The organism is Sphingomonas soli NBRC 100801 (assembly GCF_001591025.1).
Taxonomy (GTDB): domain Bacteria; phylum Pseudomonadota; class Alphaproteobacteria; order Sphingomonadales; family Sphingomonadaceae; genus Sphingomonas; species Sphingomonas soli.
Genome location: NZ_BCTZ01000014.1, coordinates 1 through 20,142 on the forward strand (window position 1 = coordinate 1; position 20,142 = coordinate 20,142).

At 64.8% G+C, this 20,142-nt stretch carries 18 protein-coding genes; 8 read left to right on the forward strand and 10 right to left on the reverse strand.

What is annotated here, in order from left to right; all coding sequences use genetic code 11:
• Positions 1–107: 107 nt before the first annotated feature.
• The 4 genes from SSO01S_RS10655 to uvrB form a co-directional block, all read right to left on the reverse strand.
• The gene (locus SSO01S_RS10655) at positions 108–779 is read right to left on the reverse strand and encodes a fumarylacetoacetate hydrolase family protein (RefSeq protein ID WP_066798680.1); all 672 of its coding nucleotides are present in this window, start codon (positions 777–779) and stop codon (positions 108–110) included.
• Positions 780–1,236: 457 nt separating this feature from the next.
• The gene (locus SSO01S_RS10660) at positions 1,237–1,779 is read right to left on the reverse strand and encodes a hypothetical protein (RefSeq protein WP_066798681.1); all 543 of its coding nucleotides are present in this window, start codon (positions 1,777–1,779) and stop codon (positions 1,237–1,239) included.
• A gap of 77 nt (positions 1,780–1,856) precedes the next feature.
• A complete protein-coding gene (locus SSO01S_RS10665) occupies positions 1,857–2,987 on the reverse strand; it encodes a glycoside hydrolase family 5 protein (protein WP_245646736.1) in 1,131 nt (376 codons plus the stop codon).
• Between the two features lie 245 nt (positions 2,988–3,232).
• Entirely contained in the window at positions 3,233–5,416 is a 2,184-nt protein-coding gene (gene uvrB, locus SSO01S_RS10670; protein ID WP_066798682.1) for an excinuclease ABC subunit UvrB, read from the reverse strand.
• A 208-nt stretch (positions 5,417–5,624) separates the two neighbouring features.
• Here uvrB and SSO01S_RS10675 point away from each other — a divergent pair, with 208 nt between their 5' ends.
• Positions 5,625–7,937, forward strand: coding sequence for a S9 family peptidase (locus SSO01S_RS10675; protein ID WP_066798683.1), 2,313 nt, complete (start codon positions 5,625–5,627; stop codon positions 7,935–7,937).
• Between the two features lie 353 nt (positions 7,938–8,290).
• On the opposite strand, the gene SSO01S_RS10680 is transcribed toward SSO01S_RS10675, so the two are convergent.
• Positions 8,291–9,169, reverse strand: coding sequence for an OmpA family protein (locus tag SSO01S_RS10680; RefSeq protein ID WP_066798684.1), 879 nt, complete (start codon positions 9,167–9,169; stop codon positions 8,291–8,293).
• 218 nt (positions 9,170–9,387) lie between these two features.
• Here SSO01S_RS10680 and SSO01S_RS10685 point away from each other — a divergent pair, with 218 nt between their 5' ends.
• Complete coding sequence (locus SSO01S_RS10685; protein WP_157073745.1) at positions 9,388–9,963, forward strand: DUF3617 domain-containing protein; 576 nt, start codon at positions 9,388–9,390, stop codon at positions 9,961–9,963.
• Here SSO01S_RS10685 and SSO01S_RS10690 read toward each other — a convergent pair.
• Positions 9,960–11,075, reverse strand: a complete 1,116-nt coding sequence (locus SSO01S_RS10690) for an acyltransferase family protein (RefSeq protein WP_066798686.1) — start codon at positions 11,073–11,075, stop codon at positions 9,960–9,962. The two genes, SSO01S_RS10685 and SSO01S_RS10690, sit on opposite strands and share 4 nt — an antisense overlap.
• 276 nt (positions 11,076–11,351) lie before the next feature.
• Here SSO01S_RS10690 and ispG point away from each other — a divergent pair, with 276 nt between their 5' ends.
• The 5 genes from ispG to SSO01S_RS10715 all read left to right on the forward strand — a co-directional run bounded on the left by ispG (position 11,352) and on the right by SSO01S_RS10715 (position 14,843).
• A complete protein-coding gene (gene ispG, locus SSO01S_RS10695; protein ID WP_066798687.1) occupies positions 11,352–12,476 on the forward strand; it encodes a flavodoxin-dependent (E)-4-hydroxy-3-methylbut-2-enyl-diphosphate synthase in 1,125 nt (374 codons plus the stop codon).
• On the forward strand, positions 12,473–12,958 hold the full coding sequence (locus tag SSO01S_RS10700) for a hypothetical protein (protein WP_066798688.1): 486 nt from the start codon (positions 12,473–12,475) through the stop codon (positions 12,956–12,958). The genes ispG and SSO01S_RS10700 overlap by 4 nt, the downstream gene beginning before the upstream one ends.
• A gap of 123 nt (positions 12,959–13,081) precedes the next feature.
• Positions 13,082–13,990, forward strand: a complete 909-nt coding sequence (locus SSO01S_RS10705; RefSeq protein ID WP_066798689.1) for a DMT family transporter — start codon at positions 13,082–13,084, stop codon at positions 13,988–13,990.
• Positions 13,987–14,469 (forward strand): GNAT family N-acetyltransferase, encoded by a 483-nt coding sequence (locus SSO01S_RS10710; RefSeq protein ID WP_066798690.1) that lies wholly within the window; start codon positions 13,987–13,989, stop codon positions 14,467–14,469. The genes SSO01S_RS10705 and SSO01S_RS10710 overlap by 4 nt, the downstream gene beginning before the upstream one ends.
• Positions 14,469–14,843, forward strand: coding sequence for a TfoX/Sxy family protein (locus SSO01S_RS10715; RefSeq protein WP_066798691.1), 375 nt, complete (start codon positions 14,469–14,471; stop codon positions 14,841–14,843). Before SSO01S_RS10710 ends, SSO01S_RS10715 begins: the two co-directional genes overlap by 1 nt.
• 8 nt (positions 14,844–14,851) lie before the next feature.
• Here the strand turns inward: SSO01S_RS10715 and SSO01S_RS10720 are convergent, their stop codons facing one another.
• From SSO01S_RS10720 to SSO01S_RS10735, 4 genes are all read right to left on the reverse strand, one after another.
• Positions 14,852–15,490, reverse strand: a complete 639-nt coding sequence (locus tag SSO01S_RS10720; RefSeq protein ID WP_174520782.1) for a DUF1345 domain-containing protein — start codon at positions 15,488–15,490, stop codon at positions 14,852–14,854.
• The gene (locus tag SSO01S_RS10725; protein WP_218000365.1) at positions 15,487–16,104 is read right to left on the reverse strand and encodes a hypothetical protein; all 618 of its coding nucleotides are present in this window, start codon (positions 16,102–16,104) and stop codon (positions 15,487–15,489) included. The genes SSO01S_RS10720 and SSO01S_RS10725 overlap by 4 nt, the downstream gene beginning before the upstream one ends.
• A 74-nt stretch (positions 16,105–16,178) precedes the next feature.
• A complete protein-coding gene (gene ppa, locus SSO01S_RS10730) occupies positions 16,179–16,721 on the reverse strand; it encodes an inorganic diphosphatase (RefSeq protein WP_066798693.1) in 543 nt (180 codons plus the stop codon).
• Between the two features lie 32 nt (positions 16,722–16,753).
• Positions 16,754–18,652: a M61 family metallopeptidase gene (locus SSO01S_RS10735; protein ID WP_066798694.1), complete on the reverse strand. Its 1,899-nt coding sequence runs from the start codon at positions 18,650–18,652 to the stop codon at positions 16,754–16,756.
• Positions 18,653–18,776: 124 nt separating this feature from the next.
• Between SSO01S_RS10735 and SSO01S_RS10740 the strand changes: the two genes are divergently transcribed.
• On the forward strand, positions 18,777–20,072 hold the full coding sequence (locus SSO01S_RS10740; protein ID WP_174520783.1) for a methyltransferase family protein: 1,296 nt from the start codon (positions 18,777–18,779) through the stop codon (positions 20,070–20,072).
• The last annotated feature ends 70 nt before the right edge of the window (positions 20,073–20,142 follow it).

The following is a 20,142-nucleotide window of genomic DNA, read 5'->3' on the forward strand; positions in this document are numbered from 1 at the left end:
GGGGGGGGGTTATTCGCCCCAAGCGAGACGGTATCGCTGGTGGAGGCTACCCCTCCGTCAGCCTAACGGCTGCCACCTCCCCCTCCGGGGGAGGAATTATCCCGCCCTCACCCCGGAAACGAAACCTCCAGCCGCTTATCCAAAACCTCGGCAATCACTGCCTGCCCCGGCTGCACCGGCCCCACTCCCGCAGGTGTGCCGGTGAAGATCAGATCCCCCGGTGCCAGCCTGACATAGGTCGAAAGCGTTGCGATGATCTCGCTCACGTTCCAGATCATGTCCGAAAGGTCACCGGTCTGGCGCACCGCGCCGTCCACGGAGAGGGTGATCGCGCCTGCGGCCGGCACCGCGCCACGGCGGATCGCGCTCACCGGTGCGGACTGGTCGAAGCCCTTGGCCATGTCCCACGGACGCCCGGCCTTCTTCGCCGCTGCCTGCAAGTCGCGCCGCGTGAAATCGATCCCCACCGCCCAGCCGAACACGGAATCCAGCGCATCGCCTACCGAAATGTCCGCCCCGCCCGCGCCCAGCGCGATCACCAGCTCGACCTCATGGTGCAGATCCTGCGTGCGCGGCGGAAAGGCGAGCACGCTGCCATTCTCGACCACCGCATCGGCGGGCTTGGAGAAGAAGAACGGCGCTTCCCGCTCGGGATTGCTTCCCATCTCGCGGGCATGATCGGCATAATTCTGTCCGACGCAGAAGATCCGCCGCACCGGAAAGCGTTCGTCCGAGCCTTCGATGGCGACACTCGGGATGGTCAGCGTGGGAATCTGCATGCGCGGGCCCTTATAGGTTCGCCCCGGAAATAGCCCGAGCCGCGCCGCTGGCAAGCGCCCACCCCTCCAAAGAAGAACAACACCCCAAAACGAAGAAGGCCGCCGGAACCCATCTGGGCTCCGGCGACCTCCGACATGGTCAGCGGCCGGATTGTTCCAGCCCGGGAGACCAGGCGGACCGCTTTGCTTCAGCTTCCTGCCGTTGTTTGGAGGAGGATACCTCCCGGCACGATTACGGATGGAGGGCTTCCACCCGCGCTTCCGCTCAGCGGTGCGTCTCCCGAACGAACTGAACCGACCCCATTGCTGAACCATGAGACATCGGATCACCTCCTTTCGCTAGTTGAAACGGCGCACCCTTCTGGGCGCGCCAACATACTGAATCAGCGCGAGTCGCAGCACAAGGCTTGTATTAATTTAGTTTGCCGTCAGAATCAGAACTTCGGGCCTGTCGCGCTCAGCGGCAATCTTCCGCCACGCGCAATATCTCGGGCCATGCCGGCACCACCAGATCCGCCGCGCCGCCCCCTTGCACCACGAAGCGCCCGCGGCTGAATCCGATCGAATCCACCAGCGGATCGCGCGGGGCCAGTTCCACTGCGGCATAGGATGGCGTGCCCCCGGTCGGCAGCGCATTCAGCGTCTTGCGATCGGTCGAGGTGCGCACGGTCAGCGCTCCCGGCGCGTCGCTCCGGCGAGAGAGATACAGCCGCCCGCGCGCCTTGTCGCAGCGCAGGGTAAGCTCCGCCTCCGCGCCGGCCTGTCCATATAAGGCGATGCTGCCGCGATCGTCCTGCCGGTAGGCCCAGGTCCCCGGCGTCAGCGGCCAGTCGCGCCAGTCCCCGCTCAGGCTGGGCGTCGGCGAAGGCGTCGGTGCGGGCGCGGGGGCCGGTGCGGGCGTGGGCGCAGGGGCTGGCGGCGCAGGCTGGGGCACCACAGCCGGTTCTGCACAGGAAGCGAGCGCAAGCAGCGCAATCGAAGCGGAAAACAGGCGGCGCATTCCCCGGCTTATGCGGGAAGTCGCCCGCCGCCTCAACCCGCCCGGGTCATTGCGGCCCCATCATTGCAGCCCGCCCCTCACTGCAGTGTAGTCGTCGTCCGGATCGCCTCGACCATGCCCGGCACCCAGGCCCCGCCGTCGCGCAGGCGGAAGGTGTTGGTATAGGCCCAGGCGCAGCTCTGCACCCCGATCGATGCATAGGCCGCGCTAATCGTGCCGTAATATTTGATCCGCTCGGATACCGGCACGCCGCTCACATCGTTCGCGCCATATTCGCCGACGAACACGCTGCGCCCGGTTCGCGTCATGAAATCGCGCACCTTCTGCAGATTGGCGTCGAGCTCGGCATAGTCCGCCGCGCTGCCGAAGGTGCGGCCCAGCGGCGGCGTGGGCGTCACCCAGGTCGCGCCCTGATGGGTGAAGTTGAACGGGTCATAGGTGTGGATCGTCGGCACCACATAGGGGTCGGCGGGGATCGCCAGCGTGGCGAGCGAATTCACCCCGCTCCAATTCTGCCCGCCCACGATCACCGGGCGCGTCGGATTGGTCGCGCGCACATAAGCGAGCGCGGGCGCGAGGATCCCGGCCAGATTGCTGTCGTTCAGCGCGCCGTTCGGCTCGTTCATCAGCTCGAACCACAGGCTCGCCACCGGATAGCCCGCAAATTCCGCCGCGATCTGCTTCCACAATTCGGCAAAGCGCGTCGCATGCGCGGCGGGCGCGGTCGCCATTTCCTCATAATGGTGGAGGTTGAGCATGACGTTGAGGCCCGCCGCCCGCGCCGCGTCCACCACGTGGCGCACCCGCGCCATCCACGCCGCGTCGATCGTATAGGGCGCCACCGCCAGCGCATGCGCCGACCAGCGCACCGGCAGCCGGATCGTGTCGAATCCCGCCGCCTTGATGATCGCAAAGTCGCCATCCACGATCGCGCGGCCCCAATCGCCTTCGTTCGGCGGCTCCAGATGGTTGCCCATGTTCACGCATTTGCCGACGGGGATCGAGATGCCGGTGGTCGGGCGAAACGCGGCGACGGGCGTATAGCTGGGCGTCGGGCTGGCCGTTGCGGAGGGCGAGGGCGAGGGAGACGGCGATGCCGAAGCAGATGGCGCGGGCGTCGGCGAAACCACCGATCCTCCCGCGCTCGCGCCACCGCTGCACGCCACCAGCGCCAGCACCAACAGACTCGAAAATCCCGGATTGCGCATCACGCCCCTCCCCCAAAGCCCGCGCGCCCGGTCCACGCCGCCGCGTCAGTCAACGCTGACTGTTAGCGGTAACCACGGCACAAGGAAAGCCGCGCATTCCTCCCCCGGAAGGGGGGGCCGCGCCCGCAGGGCGTGGTGGAGGGGTAGGGGCGGCGGCTGCTCCTGCCAGAGGAGACGCCCCCACCGTCATCCCCGCGAAAGCGGGGACCCAGGGCTATAAAGCGACACCCCAAGGAGAAATGCGATCACCGCCCAAACCGCGTCCGGCTCTGCTTCCCGAACCGCCCCTTGCGCGTCCCCGGCTTGCCTTCGTTGCTGCGCCCCATCACCGGCGCCTTGTGCTCGCTCGCCGGGAGCCCCAGCTCCTCCGCCTCCAGCGCGCGGATCTCGTCGCGCAGGCGTCCGGCTTCCTCAAACTCCAGGTTCGCCGCGGCATCGCGCATTTTCTTCTCGAGGCTCTCGATATAGGCCCTGAGATTATGCCCCACCATGTGCGGCCGATCCGCGTCGATCTCGACGGTCACCTGATCCTTCGACGCGACATGCGCGATGATGTCGCCGATATTCTTCTTCACCGTCGCCGGGGTGATGCCGTGGAGCGCGTTATACTCCTCCTGCTTCGCCCGGCGGCGGTCGGTCTCGGCAATCGCGCGCTCCATGCTGCCGGTCATCCGGTCGGCATAAAGGATCACCCGCCCCTCCACGTTGCGCGCCGCGCGCCCGATCGTCTGGATGAGCGAGGTCTCGCTCCGCAGAAACCCTTCCTTGTCCGCATCGAGGATCGCGACCAGCCCGCACTCCGGGATATCCAGCCCCTCGCGCAGCAGGTTGATGCCGATCAGCACGTCGTACACGCCCAAACGAAGATCGCGGATCAGCTCGATGCGCTCCAGCGTCTCGGTATCCGAATGCATGTAGCGGCATTTGATCCCCGCCTCGTGCATATATTCGGTCAGGTCCTCGGCCATCCGCTTGGTCAGCGTCGTCACCAGCGTGCGATATCCCATCGCCGTCGTCTTGTTGCACTCCTGGATCAGGTCCTGCACCTGTTCCTCCACCGGGCGGATCTCGACCGGCGGATCGATCAGCCCGGTCGGGCGGATCACCTGCTCGACGAACACGCCGCCGGTCTGCTCCATCTCCCAATCGCCCGGCGTGGCCGAGACATAGGTGGTCTGCGGCCGCATCGCGTCCCATTCGTTGAAGCGAAGCGGGCGGTTGTCGATCGCGGAGGGCAGGCGAAAGCCATATTCGGCCAGCGTGATCTTCCGCTTGTGGTCACCGCGCGACATGCCGTTGATCTGGCCGATCGTCTGGTGGCTCTCATCGACGAAGAGCAGCGCGTTTTCCGGCAGATACTCGAACAAGGTGGGCGGCGGCTCGCCCGGCAGGCGCCCGGTCAGGAAGCGCGAATAATTCTCGATCCCCGCGCAGCTTCCCGTCGCCGCGATCATCTCCAGATCGAAGTTCGTCCGCTGCTCCAGCCGCTGCGCCTCCAGCAACTTGCCCTCGGCATGCAGCTCCTTCAGCCGCTCGGCCAGCTCGTGGCGGATCGCCTCGCCCGCCTGTTTCAGCGTCGGCCCCGGCGTCACATAATGCGAATTGGCGAACACGCGCACATAGTCCAGGCTCGCCACCTTGCTGCCCGTCAGCGGATCGAACTCGACAATCTCTTCAATGTCATCGCCAAAGAAGCTGATCCGCCACGCACTGTCTTCATAATGCGACGGGAAGATCTCCAGCGTGTCGCCCCGCACGCGGAAATTGCCGCGCTGAAACGCCGCATCGTTGCGCTTGTACTGGAGCGCCACCAGCTTGCGGATGATCTCGCGCTGGTCGACCGTCTGGCCCTTTTTCAGGTCGAATATCATCGCCGAGTAGGTCTCGACCGATCCGATGCCGTACAGGCACGAGACCGACGCGACGATGATCACATCGTCCCGCTCCAGCAGCGCGCGCGTCGCCGAATGCCGCATCCGGTCGATCGCCTCGTTCACCGAGCTTTCCTTCTCGATGTAGGTGTCGGAGCGCGGCACATAGGCCTCGGGCTGGTAATAATCGTAGTACGAGACGAAATATTCGACGGCGTTGTCGGGGAAGAAGCTCTTCATCTCCCCGTAAAGCTGCGCCGCCAGGATCTTGTTGGGCGCCAGGATCAGCGCCGGCCGCTGCGTCGCCTCGATCACCTGCGCCATGGTAAAGGTCTTGCCCGATCCGGTGACCCCCAGCAGCACCTGATCGCGCTCCCCCGCATTCACCTGCGCGACCAGCTCCGCGATCGCCTGGGGCTGGTCCCCGGAAGGCGTATAATCGCTGACGATCTTGAAACGCCTGCCCCCCTCCAACTTGTCGGGCCGATTGGGGCGATGCGGGATGAAGGACTGCCCGGTTTCCGGCTCGTCGAGGCTGGTGCGGATCTGGATGGCCATGGGAGAACATATGGGGGACGATTCGAGGGTGCGCAATTGGCGGCCGTCCAGCCTGTGGGGCTATTGCGGTCGCCGTCACGGGCCTGCATAAATCCCTCGCCCGTTCGCCCCCGCGACGGGGCCGCATGTTGGTGGAGCGAGCGCGTGACGACCGCTTGTCCATCCTTCGCGCGGACTGCCCAATCCCCTCCCTCGGAAGGTCTCCCCCATGCGTCTGATCGCTTGCTGCTTCCTGGCTTCCCTCCTCGCTGGCACGGCGACAGCGCAACAGCGCCCGGTAGTTACCGACGCCGATTACACGCGCGCCACGCACCAGCTGGGTCCCTGGACCGCGCCGCTGGTCGATCATGTGGTGCGCAATGCGCATTGGATCGATGCGCGGCGCTTCTGGTATGTCGATACGGACCGGGGCGTGCCGACGATCATGCTGGGCGACGCGGACAAGGGCACGAAGGCGCCGGCCTTTGAGACGGCGGCGCTGCTGGGATCGCTGAATGCGGCCGGGCTGAAGGAACGCGACGCGACCAAGCTCTATTTCGACCGTTTCGAGCCGGATTTCGACAAGAACCGCGCAACCCTGGGTGTTCGCGGCGAGCGATATGACTGCGCATTGGCGGCGCCCTATGCCTGCACGGGAGCGCCCGCGCCGCAGCGCGGCAAGGCCCAGGGCGTGCTCTCCCCGGATGGCAAGCGCGCGGCCTTCCTGCGCGACTGGAACCTGTGGATCCGCGATGTGGACACGGGGGCGGAGCGGCAGCTGACGACCGATGGCGTAAAGGATTTCGGCTACGCGACGGACAATGCCGGCTGGAAGCGTTCGGACCAGGCGATCGTGATCTGGTCGCCTGACTCGAAGAAGCTGGCGACCTTCCAGCAGGACCAGCGCGCGGTGGCCGACTTCACGACCACGACCACCCAGGTTGGCCACTCACGCACCGAAACCTGGAAATACCCGTTCGTCGGCGACGAGGAGATCTTCAAGATCCACCGCGTGATCGTCGACGTGGACAATGCGCAGGTGGTCCGCCTGAAAATGGCCGTGGACCTGCATCGGTCGTCGCTGTGCGACGACATCGTCTGCGATGGCGATGCGCAGGACATGCAATGGTCGAAGGACGGCAAGACGCTCGCCTTCGTCTCGACCTCGCGCGATCACAAGATCGAGACGGTGCGCATCGCCGATGCCGCCACCGGGGCCGTGCGCGACGTCTTTACCGAGACCGTGCCGACCTATTTCGACAGCGGCTACAATGACGAAGGCATCAACTGGCGCTATCTGTCCGAGCGCGGCGAGATCCTCTGGTGGTCGCAGCGCAGCGATTGGGGCCATTATTATCTCTACAGCGCCGCGACCGGCAAACTCATCCGGCAGGTGACGCAGGGGCAGTGGAACGTCGATCACCCCGTCCATATCGACGAACGCAGCGGCAAGATGCTGATCGCCGCCGTCGGCCGCGAACGGGGGGTCGATCCCTATTATCGCAGCATCTACGCGGTGAACCTGAATGGCGGCACGCCCAGGCTGCTGACGCCCGAGAAGCAGGATCACATCGCGATCCCGTCCAGCGACGGTCGCTATTTCGTCAACATCTATTCGACGCCGCAGGAGCCGCAGACCGCGGTGCTGCGCCGTGCGGACGGATCGGTGGTCCAGCAGCTGGCGAAGGGCGACATCACCCGGCTGCGGGCGGCGGGCTGGCAGGCGCCGGAGAACATCGCGGTCAAGTGCAGCGACGGCAAGACGCTGTGCTACGGCCTGCTGTTCAAGCCGGCGGGGCTCGATCCGCAGCGCAAATACCCGGTCATCGACTATATCTATCCGGGGCCGTTCATGGGAACCATCCCCTCCCGGCAGTTCTCGGCGGCGATGGGGGACATGGGTGCATTGGCACAGCTGGGCTTCGCCGCCGTGGCGATCGACGGGATGGGAACGCCGCGCCGGTCGAAGGCCTTCCAGGACTATTATTACCGCAACATGGGCGAGCAGGCCGTTCCCGATCAGATGACCGGCATCCAGGATCTCGCCACGCGCACCCCGTGGATCGATCTCGATCGCGTCGGCATCTGGGGCCATTCGGGCGGCGGCAATGCGACCGCCGCGGCGATGTTCCGCTATCCCGATTTCTTCAAGGTCGGCATCGCCGAGAGCGGCAACCACGACAACCGCAACTATGAGGACGATTATTACGAACGATATCTGGGGCTGCTGGAGCGTAATGGCGACAAGACCAATTACGATGTGCAGGCCAATCAGGACCTCGCCGGAAACCTGAAGGGCAAGCTCCTCCTGGCGCACGGGATGCTCGACGACAATGTGCCGGTCTCATCGACGCTGCTGGTGGTCGATGCGCTGCAAAAGGCGAACAAGGATTTCGACCTGATCCTGTTTCCGCGCGCGCGCCACGGCTTTGGCGACATGAGCGCTTACATGATGCGCCGCCGCTGGGACTATTTCGTCGAACATCTGATGGGCGCGACGCCGCCGAAGGAGTTCGCCATCAAGATGCCCGGGGCGCGATAGGCAAGTCTGCGCAACCCGCATGTGGAGGCCCGGACCGCATCAGCCGTGCGGTCCAGGCGGCACCCCACGCCGCCCTTGCAATGTAGGATTTCGCCTGCTTACGTCACCCGGCAAGGGGTCCATCCAGCCCCTGCCGGCTCTTTCAGATCGTCGATCTCCCGCCGCCGTTCCGCCCGCGCAAAACTACGCGAGCACGCCGCATGGACTCACACCCGGATCAAACGCCCGTCAATCAACGGTGTCCGCATCGCGCGCCGCAGCGCAAACGCCGTTCTTGGTGTCACCTTAGTGTCACCTTCCGCGCCACAAACCAGCCGGGAGCGGCCCTCGCCGCTCCCGGCCGCATCACCTGATCAAAGTCCGTCGACGCTCTTCGACACCAGCACGTTCACCGCGACACGGCGGTTCAGCGCCTTGCCTTCCTCGGTGTCGTTCGGGGCCAGCGGGTCCGCCGTCGCCATGCCGGTCGGCGTCAGCATGCGATAGGGCTTCCAGCCGCATTTCTGCTGGAGGAAGTTGATCACCCGGGCCGCGCGCTTCTCGCTCAGCGCCTGGTTGATGTCCTCATTGCCGGTCGAATCGGTATAGCCGACCACCAGCAGCAGCGCATTGTCGGTCGCCTCGGCCGATTGCGCGGCCTGGCACAAAGCGGCCTTGTCCTCGGACGAGATGTCCGCCTTGCCGGTGTCGAAATGCACGTTGGTCGTGTTCTTGATATTGTATTTGTCGATATCGCCCAGCCGGCTGCGCAGCCCTTCGGTCGCGGCGGTCTGTTCGGCAAAGCCCTGCGCGGTGCCGCTCCGGATCATGCCGGCCACCTTCAGGTCGGTCTTCTTGAAGCTGATCTGGGTCGCGACCAGATCGCCGCCGCCATCGGGCGCTTGCAGCGTCTTGGCGGTGATCGGCAGGCCGTTGAGCAGCGAATCGGTCGCCAGCTTGCTGCGGCTGCCGAACAGGCCGCCGCCCGCCTTGATCCGGGTGGCGTCGGTCAGCGCGATGATCACGCTGCGGCCATCGGCGGTGTTCACCTTGATCCGGTCGCCGCTCCGCGCGACGATCGTGCCCTTCACCTCGGGGCCGCGCACGGTTGCGGCGGCTTCGGGCGCGGGCACGCCGGTCACCAGGATGTTATTGTCCTGCGGGGATTGGTCCTGCGCCAGCGCGCTGCCGGTGGACAAGGCCATCGCGGCAAACAGGGCACCGATCGCCGGACTTCGGGATATGACACGCATAGGAAACTCCGAAATAGCCCGCCCCGGCCGCGGCATGCCTGTTCGGAAAAACCTGTCTGGCAGATGAACATGATGGGTGAAGCGGTGCCTGGGCCGGGTGGCCGGAGCCCCCCGCGCGGCGAAGCGATGCGGCCGGGCGCGGCATGCGCTGCCGATCCGGGCGATTGCCTCCCCGCCGGTTATCGTCTGTAAGGCGTTGAACGATAGGGAGATGGAATGTGCAGAGGCTGGTGCTGATCGCGGGGTTGGGTGTTGCCCTGGCAGGCTGCAACAAGGGTCCGTCGACCGAGGAGAGCGCACGTGCCAGCGGCGAGATCCGGCTGGAGAATGTCTCCGCCGAAGAGGTGATGAAGCAGGCCGCCGCGGCGCAGGACAAGAACCGGATCCAGGCGGGCGAGTGGGAAAATACCGTCCAGATCGTCGCCGCCGAGATGCCCGGCGCCCCCGAGCCGCTGCGCAAGCAGATCGAGGCGGAAGCGAAGAAGCCGCCCGAGTCGCGCACGGAGTGCAAGAAGGCTGACGACAAGGCGATCGACTTCTCGCAGCTCGGCTCTGTGACCAAGGACTGCAGCTTTGCCAAATATGTGCTGGCGGATGGCAAGATCGACGCGAGCATGGAGTGCAAGTCGCCGTTCGGCCCGGTCCGCATGACGATCAACGGTACGCAGAGCGCGACCGCCTATGACGTCACGATGAGCCAGGTGCAGACGCCGCCGGGGCAGACCCAGCCTTCCAAGCTCACGATCCGCGCCACCGGCAAGCGGCTGGGCGAGTGCAAGGCGGCGGCGGGCTAGGCTCGCTTGGGCGCTAACCCGATCAGCGGGCGGAACCAGCCGATCCGCCCGCCGATCAGATAGACCGCGATGCACGCCGCCATCGTGCCGCTGAGCAGCAGCGCGAACTCGGTGAACGGGCCCAGGTTCAGCGGCAGCGTGTACCAGGCGATCAGCACGATCGCCGTGTGGTGGATGATGTAGAAGGGAAACACCGCCTCGGCGAGCGGCTTGCGCCACTTATGGTCGCGGTTCCACCAGGTCTCGGCGATGTGGAACAGCGTCAGGATCATGGTCCAGGCCATGGTCACGCGGCATGCCCGGTCGATCGCCATGATCGCGTGCGGCGGCACGGCGCTGCCCGGCCAGATCATCTCGGTCGCCACCACCGGCAGCCCCGCCAGCGCCGCGATTGCCAGCGCGGCCTTCCAGTTGCGGTGGATCGTCGGCCATAGCCCCGGCGCGCCGGCCAGCGCGAAGCCGAACAGGAACATCAGCAGAAATTGCGCATGCCCCGCCCAGTCGCTGAACAGTCCCTGGCGCTCGGGCACGACGAACAGCAGCGCCAGCCGCATCGCCGCCAGCACGCCGATCGGCACCCATAGCAGCCGCCTGCCCGTCGCCAGCCACGCCACTGCGCGGTCCATCGCGGCCAGGATTCGCGCGCCACCCAGCGCCAGCGCTCCCGCCAGCAACAGGCTATAGGCCGCCAGATAGGCGACGAACCACAGATGCTCCCAGCTCGGGAATTCGCGGCCATAGAATGTGCCGGTGCGCCAATAGTCCACGGTCCAGAAACGGAGATAGCCGTGCGGGTAGCCGGTCTCCATCACCCGCACCCACATCTCCAGCGGCACGATCACCGCCATGCCAAAGGCGAGCGGCACTAGCAGCCGCTCGGCGCGTGACCGGCCGAACGCCACCGGCCCGGCGCTCCGATCATATAATTTGCGCGAGGCATAGCCCGATACGGCGAAGAGCAGGGGCAGCCGCCACGGCGTCAACAGCGCCATCGGCGGCACGAGCACGGCGTAGCTCTGCGGCGTGTGGATCACCCAATCCCAGGGCGCGAAGACCATCGCGACGTGATAGACGATGAGCAGCCCGAACGCGGCGATCCGCAGCCAGTCCATCCCGTAATGGCGCTGGGCAGCCCGCAGCGAAGCGACGGAAGCGGAGTCATGCTGCACGCGGAACGGTTGCTCTCTTACAGGGCCCGGCATGGTCATACCGCCCCAGCCTTAGCAACGCGTAAACCGCCAGAACCTCCGGAAAGTTACGCATTGTACCGCCGCCGGACGGTCGCCCTGCGAAATCCCCAATAAATCAACAACAAGCCTGCGATCGGCCGATTGCTGCTTCGTCGCTAAACTATAGCGAAGGGCTCAGGATCTGAATATATACGCTTTATGTCCGTACGTCCCTGGCGTGATATTGTCCGCCGTCCCAGCCGCCAGATCATGATAGGCAACGTCCCCGTCGGGGGCGATGCGCCCGTGACCGTGCAGACGATGACCAACACGGCGACCTCTGACGCGGTGGCGACGATCGACCAGATCCGCCGCTGCGAGGATGCGGGCGTCGACATCATCCGCGTTTCCTGCCCCGATGTGGAATCAACGGTCGCGCTGAAGCAGATCGTCCGGGCCGCGCGGGTGCCGATCGTGGCGGACATCCATTTTCATTATAAGCGTGCGCTGGAAGCCGCTGATGCCGGCGCGGCCTGCCTGCGCATCAACCCCGGCAATATCGGCTCCGCAGAGCGGGTGAACGAAGTCGTCAATGCGGCAAAGGCCAATGGCTGCGCGATTCGCATCGGGGTAAATGCGGGCAGTCTCGAAAAGGATCTGCTCGAAAAATATGGCGAGCCCTGCCCGGAGGCGCTGGTCGAATCCGCGCTCGATCACATCAAGCTGCTGCAGGATCGCGACTTCCACGAATTCAAGGTCGCGGTAAAGGCCAGCGATCTGTTCCTCGCCGTCGCCGCCTATCAGCAGCTCGCCGATCAGGTCGATTGTCCGCTCCATCTGGGGATTACGGAGGCGGGCGGCTTCGTCGGCGGCACGGTCAAGTCGGCGATCGGGATCGGGTCGCTGCTCTGGTACGGCATCGGCGACACGATCCGCGTCAGCCTTTCGGCTGAGCCGGAGGAGGAAGTCCGCGTCGGCTTCGAAATCCTCAAATCTCTTGGGATTCGCAATCGCGGCGTTCGTGTGGTTTCCTGCCCCAGCTGCGCGCGGCAGGGATTCGACGTGATTCGCACCGTGCAGGCACTGGAGGAGAGGCTCCAGCATATCCGTACGCCGATGTCGCTGTCGGTGCTCGGATGCGTAGTCAACGGGCCCGGCGAGGCTCGCGAAACCGACATAGGCATAACAGGTGGGGGTGCTGGAAAGCACATGGTTTATCTGTCGGGTGTTACCGACCATCATATTCAGGATGAAGGAATGATTGATCACATCGTCAAACTGGTAGAGGCCAAGGCCGCACAGATCGAAGCTGCAGGCGGTATCGCCGTGGGGGCCGCAGCATGATCGCGCTCGCTCTCATGCTCGCCGTTCCGGAAGACGTGCCCGTCGTGACGGAAGCGGTCACCAGCGCGCTTTCGCAGCTCGGCACCGTCGCGCGCGGCCAGGCCGAAGCCGGCGCCACGCGCTATTATGTCTCGATCGGCTGCGGCAATGGCTGGAACTCCTATTCGCTGCAGTGGCAGCGTCCAACCGACAAAGGCCCTCGCCGCTGGGGTCCACCGTCGAAGGCGCCGAAGCCCGATGCACCGCTGCCCGACGCCGTCATGCTCGCCGCAGTGGGCGATGTTTGCGACAGTTTCGAAGTATCGCTCACCGGCGATCAGTATTTCGAGGTAGATTGGTCGCTCAAGGACGGCGTCGTCAGCAGCGATGTCGAGCCGGTGAAGGACCTGAACAATGCAAGCTGGGACTATGACGCCCAGCAGCATACGCTGGCGTTCTTCGGCGGCCCCGCGACGGCAATCCCGCGCAAGAACAGCCGCTAAGGCCCTTGCCGGCCCGCACATCCTGAAGGCACGGGCGTCCGCGAATGGTGGACGCCCGGGCTTCGGGAGCGCGCGTCCTTGAGCGGCGTTGAAATTCCGCCGCCATCCGGCCAAGGCCGTGCCATGACCACGCCGCGCTCGACTCCCCTCCCGATCGCCTTCGCGGCCGGCACGCTTGGCATCGCGCTCTTCTCCGCCATGGACGCGGTAATGAAGGGCATGACCATCGCGATGGGCGTGTACAATGCGATGCTGTGGCGCTTTGGCGCGATCTTCGTGATGACCGGCATCCTCTATTTCGCCCGCCGGCCGCAAATGCCCGGCCGCGACGCGATGCGCTTTCACCTGGTCCGCGGACTCGTCACCGTGGTGATGGCATTGCTCTTCTTCTGGGGGCTCGCCCGCGTGCCGATGGCCCAGGCCATCGCGCTTTGCTACATCGCGCCGCTTCTCGCTTTGGGGCTCGCGGCGCTGCTGCTCAAGGAGAAGATCGGCCGCGGCGTGATCGGCGCATCCTTGCTGGCGATGGCCGGCGTCGCCGTGATCCTGCTGGGCCAAGCACGTGCGCAGATGGGCGAGCAGGCGCTTCTTGGCACCATCGCGATCATCGGTTCGGCGGTCTGCTATTCATACAACATCATCCTGATGCGCCAGCAGGCTCTGGTCGCGGGGCCTGCCGAGATCAGCTTCTTCCAGAGCCTGATCGTCGGCGGCGTGCTCTTGCTCGCCTCTCCCTGGCTCGGCGCGCTGCCGCCGGCGGGCCAGATCGCCCCGATCCTGCTCGCCGCAACGCTAGCCACCGCTTCGCTCTTCCTGCTTTCCTGGGCCTATGCCCGCGCCGAGGCGAACTATCTCGCGCCCACCGAATATACCTCGTTCGTCTGGGCGGCATTGTTCGGCTGGCTGGTGTTCGGCGAGCACGTCTCGCCCTATACGGTTGCAGGCGCCGCGCTGATCGTCGCGGCCTGCGTGCTTGCGGCTCGCCGCAAACCCGATTTCGTCGCCCATGATACCGAGGCCGCATTGCCATGATCACTATCCGCACCGCCACGCCGGCGGACGTTCCGCAGATTCTGTTCTTCGTCCACGAACTGGCCGAGTTCGAACGCGAAGCCGACAAGGTCGTCGCGACCGAGGAACTCCTCCACGCCGCAATGTTCGGCGGCAGCCGTCCAGACGCCGAAGCGATCATTGCGGAGATCGACGGCAAGCCGGTCGGCATGGCGCTGTTCTTCCACAATTTCTCGACCTGGACTGGCTGGCGCGGGCTCTATCTTGAGGATCTCTACGTCACGCCAGACGCACGCGGCCACGGCGTCGGCACCGCGTTGCTCAAGCATCTCGCGGGCATCGCGGTGGATCGCGGATGCACCCGCTTCGAATGGGCAGTGCTCGACTGGAACGTCAACGCGCAGAAATTCTATCAGTCGATGGGCGCGGTCCCGATGGACGATTGGACGGTCAACCGCGTCAGCGGCGACGCGCTCGCCCGGCTCGCCGGACGCGGCTGATGGCGTTTGATCGCGGCCTGGTCGATTGGACGATCGAGGCGTGCGAACCGATGGGCGGCGTCTCGATGCGCCACATGATGGGCTGCGCGATGCTCTATCTCGATGGCATGGTCTTCGGACTGGTCGATGAGAACGACATCTGGTTCAAGGCGGACGCGACGAGCAATGCCATGTGGGATGAAGCTGGCTGCGAACGCTTCACCTTCACCATGCGCGACGGCAGCACTGAGAGCCTGAACTATCGCCGCGGCCCGGCCGACGTCTATGACGATGCGGATGCGATGCGCGAATGGGCCGCAGTCGCCCTCGCCGCCAGCCAGCGCGCGCCGAAGAAGAAGAAGCCCAAGGCGAAGAAGCGCCAGCCGGCCCGATAAAGAACGCGCTAGCTTCCCAGCACGTTGATCGTGAACGCGATCACGCCCAGGTTGAACACGAAAGCCGCCAGGCAATGCAGCGTCACCGGCTTGCGCAGCCGGCCCTGCGTCACCTCCACATCGCTGGTCTGGAAGGTCATGCCGAGACAAAAGGCGAAATAGAGGAAGTCCCAGTAATCGGGCTCTTTCGTCTCCGGAAAGGTCAACCCGCCAGCATCCTTGCCCCGCCCGGCGGTATAGAAGAGATGCGCGTAGTGCAGGGCATATATCGTGTTGCTGAAGGTCCAGCTCAGCACCAGCGTGGCGATGACCAGCGGCATCGACCACCATTTTCCCGACTGCCCCTCCATCAATATGCTCGCCACCGCCGCCAGCACCACCAGCGACACCGCCAGCGTGATTAGCAGCAGCAACAGCCGATTGGCATCGTTGCGCCTGGCCGCCTTACGCATCGCCTCGGATTCGTCGCGGAGCATCGGCAGGCAGGACAGCAGGAAGACCATGGCTCCCGCGTCGAACCCGATCATCGCGCCGTAGCGCAGCCCGAGCAGCGGGACGGCGAGCGCCGCCACCGCGGCCGTAATCGCGATGAAAAGCAGGAAACGCGCCGGGGCGATCCGGTTGCCGATGCCCCGCGCCGCAGTCATTTCGCCGCCGATTCGCGCGCCACCAGATCGGGCCGCCATGCGCCGACCAGTGCCGCGATCAGCAAGGCGCCCCAGGCATAAGTGTGACCCTTCATCATTGCCGGCGCGTGCGGATCGTTGAGGAGGAAATAAAGCGAGGCCAGCCCGCCTGCGAGCAGCAGCCCCGACGCAACCTTGCCCGCAAGCGAGCCGCGCCACAGCAACGCCGCGAGCATGATTTCGCCTAGCCCAAGCAGCGCGAATTTGGGCCGCACCGTCCAGAACAACGAGTCATATATCGCCTGCGTGCCCGGCAGATTGGCCAGCAGCTTGAACAGGACAAGCCCTTCGATCTCGTCAAAGGCCCCGGCTGCCAGGAACACGCTCATCGCCGCCAGCGCGAGCACCAGCCCCGAGCACCGCAGCGCGAACGCGCCCAGCGCCAGGAACCCGGTATAGGCCGGAATGAACGCCAGCATGTCGAGCCACAGCGCCTCGCGCTGCGCCGCGATCAGCGTGCTGGTGCATGGCTCGCTGCCGAACAACGCGGTCACCTGGCCCGCGGTGCGCACCAATTCCAGCGCAATGATCGGCCCCGCCCCGTCGCTGGGACCGCAGGCGACGAGGCCCGGCACGCGCCCGAACATCGACGAGACGGCCAAAGTGGCCAGCCCCGCCAGCGCCGTCGCGCGCCAGGCGGCCGCCGCGTTCAGGCGGCAGCCTTTTCCCGCTTGGCGGCATCGATCGCCTCAATGACGATGCGCCGCGCTTCCTCGGCATCGCCCCACTCGCCGATCCGCACCCACTTTTCGGACTCGAGGTCCTTATAGTGCTTGAAGAAATGCTCGATCTGCTGGAGCACGATCGAAGGCAGATCCTGCCGCTCCCCTACATCCGAATAATAAGGGAAAGTCGTGTCGATCGGCACGCAGACCAGCTTCTCGTCGCCGCCAGCTTCGTCTTCCAGCTTGAGCACACCGATCGGACGCGCGCGCACGACGCAGCCCGGGATAAAGGGCGAGCGCGAGATCACCAGCGCGTCGAGCGGATCGCCGTCGGGCGACAGGGTATGGGGCACGAAGCCGTAATTGGCCGGATAGCGCATCGGCGTATGCAGGATACGATCGACAAACAACGCGCCGCTCGCCTTGTCGAACTCATACTTCACCGGCTCACCACCGGTCGGCACTTCGATGACGACGTTCAGGCTGTTCGGAACGTCGTCACCGGCCGGAATCAAATCAATACGCATGTCTTACCCTGTTGCGGATGCGCCATCCCGCCTCATTTAGGCTGGAGCAGCTTGTCGAGACCGGCCTCTCCTACGCCGATCTTTTCGAAGTGCGGATAGCGCAGCCCCTGATGATAGTCGATGGCGACTTCGCGGTAATGATCACCGCTCTTCAGCAGCAGCCGGATCGGGTCCATGCTGTCCTTCGCGGCCACCACTGCGGCCTTCAGCCGGTCGTTCGTGAAGCCCCGGCCGTTCACCGCCACGATCTCGTCGCTCAGTGACATTCCCGCCTTGAACGCCGGCCCGTCCCACATCACCTGCGTGATCCCCGACGCGCCCAGCGAAAGCCCCAGCGAATACATCAGGTCGAGCCCGGACTTGGGCGTCGTCTTGTTGGGCTTGTCGGTATAGACGAGCTTATAGCCGTTGCGCTCGAAGCCCTGGAGCGGCGCATGGTCTGCGGGCTTGCCCACCTGCTGATCGAACAGGCTGCGCCAATCATAGGGAACGATGCTGTTCAGCGTCTTGACGATGTCATCGATGGTAAAGGGCAGGACGCCATAATCGCCGTCGCGCATGCCATAGAAAGCGCGGTCATAATCGTCGATCGACTTCGTGCCGCCGCTCTTCTCGCGCAGGATCGAATCCACGTTCATCCAGGTGATCAGCCCGTCGACATAATAGTCTTCGGAGCGCTGATAGCTCAGCCAGCCCTTGGGCGCGCGGGCGGTGATGATCGGATCGTTGGTCGTATCGAGCATCGACCGCCATTTGCGCCCCGGGCGGGTATCCTGGAGCGCGGCGTAGCTCGCCAGCACTTCCAGCGTGTCCTCCTTGGTCATCAGCCCCGCGCGGGCACCCAGCACATAGCCGATGAACTGATCATGCCCCTCATAGGCCCACAGCATCGCGTTGCGCATCGGCTCGCGGAAATCCGCAGTGATCTGGTCGGCGCCGCGCCGGTACTTGCCCACCCAGCTATGGGCATATTCGTGCGCCAACAGGTTGCGCGACGTATTGCCTTCGTCCCACTTGGCGAAATAGCCGAGCCCGGTGCCGTTTTCCGAACTGCGATGATGCTCGACGCCGATGCCACCCATTTCCGCGGTGATCGCGAACAGGAATTCGTAGCGGTCATAATGCTCCGCCCCGAACAATTTGATTGCCTGGGTCACCAGATTGCGGTGCTTTTCGATCTGATCGGGCTTGGCGTCGAGTTCCTCGGGAGAATCGGCAAAGACGTTCAGGTCCACGCGCTCGCCCAGATTGAATTCGCGATAATAGCGCCCGGCGAATACCGGCGAATCGACCAGAACCTCATAGTCGACCTTGTCATAATTATAGGTCGATCCGTTGACCTTCGCGGGGATCGCCGAAGCCGCGCTCCAGCCTTCGGGATAGGTCGCGCTCGCCACCACCGGGATTCGCCGCGTATAATATCCCGCCGGGTACAGGCTCAGCGAATACCATTGCAGGTTCATCATCGACGGCGTCATCACGATGCGTCCCTGATCGCGCTTGGTCGCCGAAAGGAACTGGAACTCCACGTCCAGCGCCTTCGCGCCCTTGGGCGCGTTCACATGGAATGCGAAGACATCGACGGGATCACGTTTCCATTCCAGCAGCTCGCCATTCGCCCGGATCTGCAGGCCGGCCAGCTTCTCGATCTCTCCGCGGGGGCCATGCTTGCCGGGAATCCATTTCGGATAGAGCAGCACCATGGGTCCGCTCTTCACGACGGGAATGCTCTGCTTCATCCGGAAGATGCCCTGCTGCACGTTGGTCGCGTCGACATGCAGCGTCATCGTGCCCGGATAGGCCACGTCGCGCGCCTTCGGGATGGTGTCGTTGAACGGCACGGTCTTCGGGGCGCTGTTTCCGGCGGGGCTTTGCGCCAGAGCCGGGGTGGTGGTGGCGAGCAAAGCAGCGATGGAAAGCGCACGGAGCATGGTGATCAGCCTCGTAAATCGGGGAATGGCAGGCACATAAGCCCGGTGCTTGGCGGAGGTAAAGCACCGAAACGCGCTTAATCCTTCACCGCTCGCTAACCATTGCGGCCTAGATATTTCGGCCATGTATCACGACCCCGCTTTGGCAGAGGCTGCAGCCCGTGCCGATCCGCGCCCGAAATCGGCGGTAAGCGCTGGCGTCGGCTTTGCGGGGCTGGCGGGGATGACCGCGTGGATCGTCTTCGCGAACCTCCATCATCTCGACGGGCCCTATTCCGCATTGGTGAATGTCGCGGCCTGCACCGTGCCGATGGTCCTGTGGTCGGTCTTCGTCGACAAGGTCCATCGCAACCCTACGACCGGAATAGATTGGGCCAATGTTCGCCCCTGGCGCGACACGCTCGACATTTCGATCACCAAGCTTACCGGTCTCTGGCTCACCTGGGGCGGGATCGCCGCCATCTATGCGATCTTCCGCGTCTGGTCCGATACGCGCTTCGCCAATTTCCCGTTCGCCATGTGGTGTTTCGAGATGGTCGCGCCGGCGCTGTTTGCGCTCTCCATCCCCTATGTCCTCTGGCTTGACCGTCGCATGGCGGAGCCGCGCGACGGTGCATGGCACATGGGCGCATTGCTGATGGGCTTGGAAGGGGCAGACAAGCAGGCCGTCTATAACCATCTGCGCAGCTGGGCGGTGAAGGGTTTCTTCCTCGCCTTCATGCTTTCGATCGTGCCGCCCGGGTTCGGCGATTTCGTCGCGTGGAACACCGCTGGCCTGTTCCAGAACCCGGTCGCGCTGGCGAATTACTGCATCACCTTCATGTTCGTGATCGACGTGGCGTTCGCAACGGCGGGCTACATTCTCACCTTCCGCCCGCTCGATTCGCACATTCGCACCGCCAATCCCTATGCTGCGGGCTGGACCGCCGCCTTGATATGCTATCCGCCCTTCCTCCTCATGGGAGACGGCGGCCCGCTGGACTATCACCAAGGCACCGCCGACTGGACCTACTGGTTCGCGAACCATCCATGGGTGCTCGGCTCGATCGGCGCGGCGCTGGTCGCGCTCACCGCCATCTATGCCTGGGCGACAATCGCCTTCGGCATCCGCTTCTCGAACCTCACGCATCGCGGCATCCTGACCCACGGACCCTATGCCTTCAGCCGTCACCCGGCCTATCTGTCGAAGAACCTGTTCTGGTGGCTATCGACGCTGCCGTTCCTAGCTACGTCGAGCTGGACCGATGCGATCCGCAACACGGTGGTGATGGCATGCGTCAGCGGCGTCTATTACTGGCGCGCGCGCACCGAGGAGCGGCATCTGGGCGCCGACCCCGCTTATCAGGAATATGATGACTGGATGGCGCGCAACGGTGCGATCCCGCGCTTCTTCCAGCGCGTGTTCAAGACCACGCGCTGACCGTCATCCCGGCGGAAGCCGGGATCTCGCGCAACAAGTGCGGCGCCTCAGGCCTGAGACCCCGGCTTTC